At 33.2% G+C, this 5,555-nt stretch carries 6 protein-coding genes; 5 read left to right on the top strand and 1 reads right to left on the bottom strand.

All coding sequences use genetic code 11. From position 1 onward, the window contains the following. Positions 1-260: 260 nt before the first annotated feature. From DM84_RS04600 to DM84_RS04610, 3 genes are read left to right on the top strand one after another with little or no spacing between them, the layout of a single operon-like run. Positions 261-1,913 (top strand): 30S ribosomal protein S1, encoded by a 1,653-nt coding sequence (locus DM84_RS04600; RefSeq protein ID WP_250778691.1) that lies wholly within the window; start codon positions 261-263, stop codon positions 1,911-1,913. Positions 1,914-1,935: 22 nt separating this feature from the next. Beyond that, complete coding sequence (locus DM84_RS04605) at positions 1,936-2,229, top strand: HU family DNA-binding protein (protein ID WP_250778694.1); 294 nt, start codon at positions 1,936-1,938, stop codon at positions 2,227-2,229. Positions 2,230-2,284: 55 nt separating this feature from the next. Further along, positions 2,285-2,602 carry a cell division protein ZapA gene (locus DM84_RS04610; protein ID WP_250778696.1) on the top strand — a complete coding sequence of 106 codons (318 nt, stop codon included), beginning with the start codon at positions 2,285-2,287 and terminating at the stop codon, positions 2,600-2,602. Here DM84_RS04610 and DM84_RS04615 read toward each other — a convergent pair. Further along, positions 2,580-2,855 (bottom strand): succinate dehydrogenase assembly factor 2, encoded by a 276-nt coding sequence (locus tag DM84_RS04615; RefSeq protein WP_250778698.1) that lies wholly within the window; start codon positions 2,853-2,855, stop codon positions 2,580-2,582. The two genes, DM84_RS04610 and DM84_RS04615, sit on opposite strands and share 23 nt — an antisense overlap. A gap of 98 nt (positions 2,856-2,953) precedes the next feature. On the opposite strand from DM84_RS04615, the gene rseP reads away from it, so the two are divergent. Then, positions 2,954-4,069, top strand: coding sequence for an RIP metalloprotease RseP (gene rseP / locus DM84_RS04620; protein ID WP_349305106.1), 1,116 nt, complete (start codon positions 2,954-2,956; stop codon positions 4,067-4,069). A 7-nt stretch (positions 4,070-4,076) separates the two neighbouring features. Further along, a partial coding sequence (gene bamA / locus DM84_RS04625; protein WP_250778702.1) for an outer membrane protein assembly factor BamA occupies positions 4,077-5,555 on the top strand: 1,479 nt, incomplete at its 3' end.

Below are 5,555 nucleotides of genomic sequence, written 5' to 3' on the forward strand. Positions count from 1 at the left end.
CAAGTTCTCTTGTCATTTTAACCTGTACAGATTGGGAAGTTAAACAAATAGCTTTAATCTTATTATAAAGGGTAATGGTGAAGGGTGTCAAGTAGTTTTTGTTTCTATTGGAGACAGTTGTTGTATGCCTAGCGCGCTACCAAAAGCTGTTTTTTATGCAAGAAGTCTATCAGTGAGTTAACAAAAAACTGCTTGTAACTAGTTGTTAATACTATATAATGTATTATTTCTAATAAAGTTTAAATTGAAGGGCGCATTGCATGAATAATAATGATCCAACAGCAAATCTACCGATTAGTATCAGAAAACTATCGTCAAACAAGTTCGTAGAAGATATATTTCAAGGCCAGTTTGAAGATCAAAGTAACATTTTATTTGAAGATTCTTTTATTAATAAAATTAAGGAAGGAGATGTAGTAGAAGGTGTCATTACACGAGTAAATCCCAATGACATCGTAGTCGACGTTGGCTTAAAGTCTGATGGGAGAATTCCAATCAAGGAGCTTGGTTGCAACGATGAGATTGTTGTTGGTTCTAAAATTAGAGTTTATGTAGAGAGAATTGAAGACTATCATGGTAATGTAGTTCTTAGCCGTGAAAAAGCAATTAGGGATGAAAAATGGCATAAACTGGAAGAAGATGCAGTTACAAGAGCTGAAGTCAGTGGAATTATTAAACGCTCAATTAAATGCGGCTTTATTGTTGATCTTGGTGACGGAATAAGTGCCTTTTTGCCGCTGAGTCATGTGGATCTGAAGCAAGTAAAAGATGCCAAGCACCTCATTGAAACTGAGCAAAAGTTCATCGTGCTTAAAATGGATAAGAAACAGGGTAATATCGTAGTATCAAGGAAGTTAGTATTAGAAAAATTGCACGCTGGTGAAAAAACCAAGTTTTTAGAGTCTTTAAATGAGGGTGATATAATAGAAGGAAAAATAAAAAGCATTACTCATTATGGTGTATTCGTTGGCATTCATGAGTCAGATGCAGTAGGAGTTATAGATGGATTGCTACATATCACAGATATCTCTTGGAGTAGGGTAAGTCACCCATCTGCAGTTTTTGCTTGTGGCCAGACTATAAAGGTCAAAGTTATAAAAATAGATAAGGAAAATGCAAAAGTTTCCCTAGGCATAAAGCAGCTAGAAGATAACCCTTGGCAAGATGTAGAGTCAAAATATCCGATTGACAGCGTTCATAAGGGGCATATAACAAGCATAGAAGATTATGGGTTATTTGTTGAACTTCAGCCTGGAATCGAAGGTTTAGTTCACTCATCAGAAATAACTTGGGTTAAGAGCAATCTACCAGTTAGTAGTCTTGTAACTAGGGGGCAAGAAGTGTCTGTTAAAATTCTCAGTATCGATACTACTAAAAACAGAATGAGCTTGAGTATGAAAAGGTGTGTGGATAACCCTTGGCAAGCATTTGTCAATAAATATCCTCCTGGCTCCATTGTCTCTGGTAAAGTTAAAAATAATGCTGGCTCATATATATCTGTTACTTTTGATGATCATGAAATAGATGAAAATGTTGAAGGGACAATTTATATGCAAGATCTAAGTTGGTCTAAAAATGGTTCAGATGAGATAAAAAAGTATAATGTGGGTGATGCAATAGAGGCAAAAGTAATAAGGGTTAACGTGAATCGAACAAGAATTCACCTTGGCATAAAGCAAATGGAGTATGATCCACTTATAGAGCTGATAAAGAAAGTCAAGGTAGGAGACAAGATGCAGGTTACTGTAGGTAAGAGAGAAGATAGTGGACTAGTTGTTGAAGTTGAAAATGATGTAACTCTCTTAATAGATCAAGAGCATCTACCGGAAAATAAAAAGTTTTCTATGTCAGAAAGGATAGAAGTTGAAGTATTGGGCATTGAAGAATATAATATAATACTATCTGCTAAATGATTGTAATTTTAGCTTCGTGTAAATGGCAACGAAATCTAACATAATAACAAAAGTGGCAGAGAAGCATCCTTTCTTAGATAAAATGGTTATGGCGGCTATAGTCAACAGATTTTTTGAGATACTTTCGAGTACATTAAAGCTTCATAATAGAATTGAAATTAGAGGATTTGGCTCCTTTTCAATTAGGAGTTATAATTTGAAAGAGACAAGTCACTTTATGTCACAGAAATTTGTAAAAAATCGATACTTTAAGACATATTTTCGTAGCAGTAAAAAATTATCCTATTTAATAAATGAACAAAAGTTTATATCGTAAGTAAGATGAAAGTGGGGGTAAGTTAACGTTATACAATAAAAGTTTTTAGCATTATATGCAAGTAGTAGAAATAGTTATACGCAACAGTACATACAAAATATCTTGTGAAAGTGGAAAAAAGGATCATTTATTGTATCTTGCTGATAATTTTAACAAGCTAGTTAGCTCTATATCTCAAAAAACTGGAGGTAAGGGCTCAGACGCATTAAATTTCCTACTTGCAGCACTGACTCTTGAGGATAAAGTTTTAGAATTAACAAAAAAATTGGACGAAATGAATCAAGAGTATGAAAAGTATAGAAACGAGAAAAGAATAGAATACACCAAAGTGTTAAGTAGAGTAAATAAAATTATTGAGTGCATAAAGGATTAGCTTCAATGAAGCAAGTAATTAAGTCTATTATCTTACTATCTAAGTTGGAAGGAAGGTTTGCTTTGCGAGTTATATAACAATACAACTCATAATCATCAAGATCAACTATCTTTTCATACTCAATTAGTTCATTTAGGGAAAATTTATTAAGATACTTCAGTGCAAAATACCCTAAAAGTACGTCGGTTTCTTTGCACCCTCTGTGCCAGCTTCTATACATCAGTTTTTTTCTTAATAAAGAGGTATCTGCCACTGTTACTAAACTTTTTTTAATTTAAAGATTAAATTAAACACTTGTCAAGCAAGGCGCATTTTAATATACTTAACATTTTGTTAATATCTAAAATACAGGTGGAATTAATTTCTAATCTTGTCCATCAGCTTAGTAATGGAGCATATGATCTTTTGTCATTTGCTTTAATCATCTCTGTTGTAGTATTTGTGCATGAATATGGGCACTATATTATTGCTAAAGCATGCAAAGTTAAAGTTGAGTCTTTTTCTATAGGGTTTGGTCCTGAAATCTTTGGTTTTCATAACAAGTCTGGAACTAGATGGAAATTGAGTACCATTCCACTAGGTGGTTATGTTAAAATGTTAGGAGACAGTAATGCAGCAAGCGTGCCAGCCAATCAACAAGAGTCGACTGAGGAAGGAAAGTTGTATTCACTTCATACAAAACCACGATATAAAAAAGCAGCAATAGTTTTTGCAGGACCATTTGCAAACATGGTACTTGCTGTTATAGCTTTTACAATATTCTTTAGCACAGTAGGTTACTATCACACTCCACCAGTGATTGAAAATGTAATTGAGGGTAGCGCAGCAGAGCAAGCTGGCTTACTGCCAGGCGACATTATTATACAGGTCAATGAGTATAAAATAAAATATTTTGAAGATATTCCGCGCGTGATGAGGTCAAGCCTTGAGGAGAAAATGGAAATTAAGTATAGTCGAAACAACGAGGAGCATAGAATTACTCTGACTCCATCGATAATTAAAGATGCTTCTAACACCACAATAGGAAGAATTATAGGAATTACTTCAGTCAACATGGCAGGATTAAAACAGTCATCTTTTCTTGGAGCTGTAAGCCTGTCAGTAAGCGAAACTTACCACACTATGTACTTAACAATCAAGGCTCTCTTTCAAATTATCGTTGGTAAGAGGAGTATAAATGAAATAGGTGGACCAATAAAAATTGCAAAATATTCAGGACAATCAGCTAAAAAGGGATTTAGCATGGTTTTATATTTCATGGCGATCCTTTCAGCTACTTTGGCTGCAGTTAATTTGCTACCAATTCCGCTGCTGGATGGTGGACACTTATTTAACTATATTATAGAGGCAGTTATACGTAGAGATTTGGGTCCGAGATATCATAAATATGCAGCTACTTTTGGTGCTACCGTATTGTTCTTGCTGATGGCAATTGCGATCTCAAATGATATCAGACATCTTTTTTAAGATAAATATGAAGAAACTGTTTTATATATTAATAGTAATTTTTATCTCTGTTCCTACCCTACTTGTTGCTTTAGAAAACGAGAAAAAAACGCAGATAAAGGATATTAAATACGTTGGCAATGAGCGAATTGGCAGTCAAACAATAAAGTTCTATACAAAATTAGAACCTAGCAGTTATGTAAATAACGATGACATAGATTCAATTATAAAGAGTTTATACAAAACAAAATTATTTGCTAATGTTAACGCTTACATCGATGATGAAAAAAACTTGATAATAAAAGTCCAAGAAAATCCACTAATTAACAAGATAATATTAAAAGGCAATAAACTATTTAAAAGCAAAGAACTGTTAAATAACGTGATTCAATCAAAACCCTTGACTATTTTTGCTGAAACAAAATTACAAAATGATTTACTGAATTTAATCACAACTTATAGAAACAACGGTAAGATCGGCGCTAAAATTGAATATGAGTTGAATAAGCTTGATGGCAACAGGGTTAACTTAGTCTTTAAAATAAAAGAGGGTAAAACATCTAGAATTAAGGACATAAGATTTATAGGCAATAAAAACTTCTCAGAAAATGAGCTAGAACAAGCTATTAAAACGCAAAGTAATGATATATTTAATAAGTTATTTAGAGCTATTTTTAAAGATGGAAATCATTATTCACCACAGTACTTATTAATCAACGAAGAGTTGCTTGATCACTTCTATTCGTCCAAGGGGTATATCAACAATAGTATTCAGCCGATTGCTGAAGTTGATAATAACAATCAAGTGGTGTTAACTTTTTTGATTGATGAAGGGGAGCAATATTTGTTTGGAAGCAATAAAATTGATGTTGAAGCTAAAATTCAGGACCCAAACCTAAAAGAAGAGATGTTAAAACTAATAACTGAGGAAGGTAACAAAGTATTCGATAAGGTTAAAATTAGTAATACGGTAGAAAAAATAAACAAATATTTAAACGAGAGAGGATATATATTTGCAAAAGTCAATCCAGAATATACACAACGTGGCAATGTTGTAGATGTAACTTATAGGGTGCTGCCAGGTAAAAAGATTTACATAAATCAAATTACAATAGACGGTAACGACCGTACTTTAGATAAAGTGATCAGAAGTAAGCTCAGTGTAGCAGAAGGTGACGCGTATAACACATCTGAGATTCAAAAATCGCGTAGAAAATTGATTGGCAGTGATTTTTTTGAAGCAGTAAAAATAAATAGTTATGCAATTAATGATAATGTAGTGAATCTTAACTTAGATATTAAAGAAAAAAACACTACCTCGTTATATTTAGGAGGAGGTGTGTCTTTTCCTGGCGGAGCATTTTTTAAAACTGATTTTAAAGACCGTAATTTATTTGGTAGCGGAAAAGAGCTCTCCTTTGCCATTGAGAAAAGTCGATACGTGTTTTCGACTGATTTAGAAGTCGTTGAAAATAATTTTAATGATTCCGATACATCATTAGGTGTA

Source organism: Wolbachia pipientis (genome assembly GCF_023661085.1).
In the GTDB taxonomy this organism is placed as follows: domain Bacteria; phylum Pseudomonadota; class Alphaproteobacteria; order Rickettsiales; family Anaplasmataceae; genus Wolbachia.

What these genes read in the sequence shown, in the direction of transcription:
- DM84_RS04605 (WP_250778694.1), top strand. Translation starts at nt 1,936, where the DNA reads ATGGCAACGAAATCTAACATAATAACAAAAGTGGCAGAGAAGCATCCT.
- DM84_RS04610 (WP_250778696.1), top strand. Translation starts at nt 2,285, where the DNA reads ATGCAAGTAGTAGAAATAGTTATACGCAACAGTACATACAAAATATCT.
- DM84_RS04600 (WP_250778691.1), top strand. Translation starts at nt 261, where the DNA reads ATGAATAATAATGATCCAACAGCAAATCTACCGATTAGTATCAGAAAA.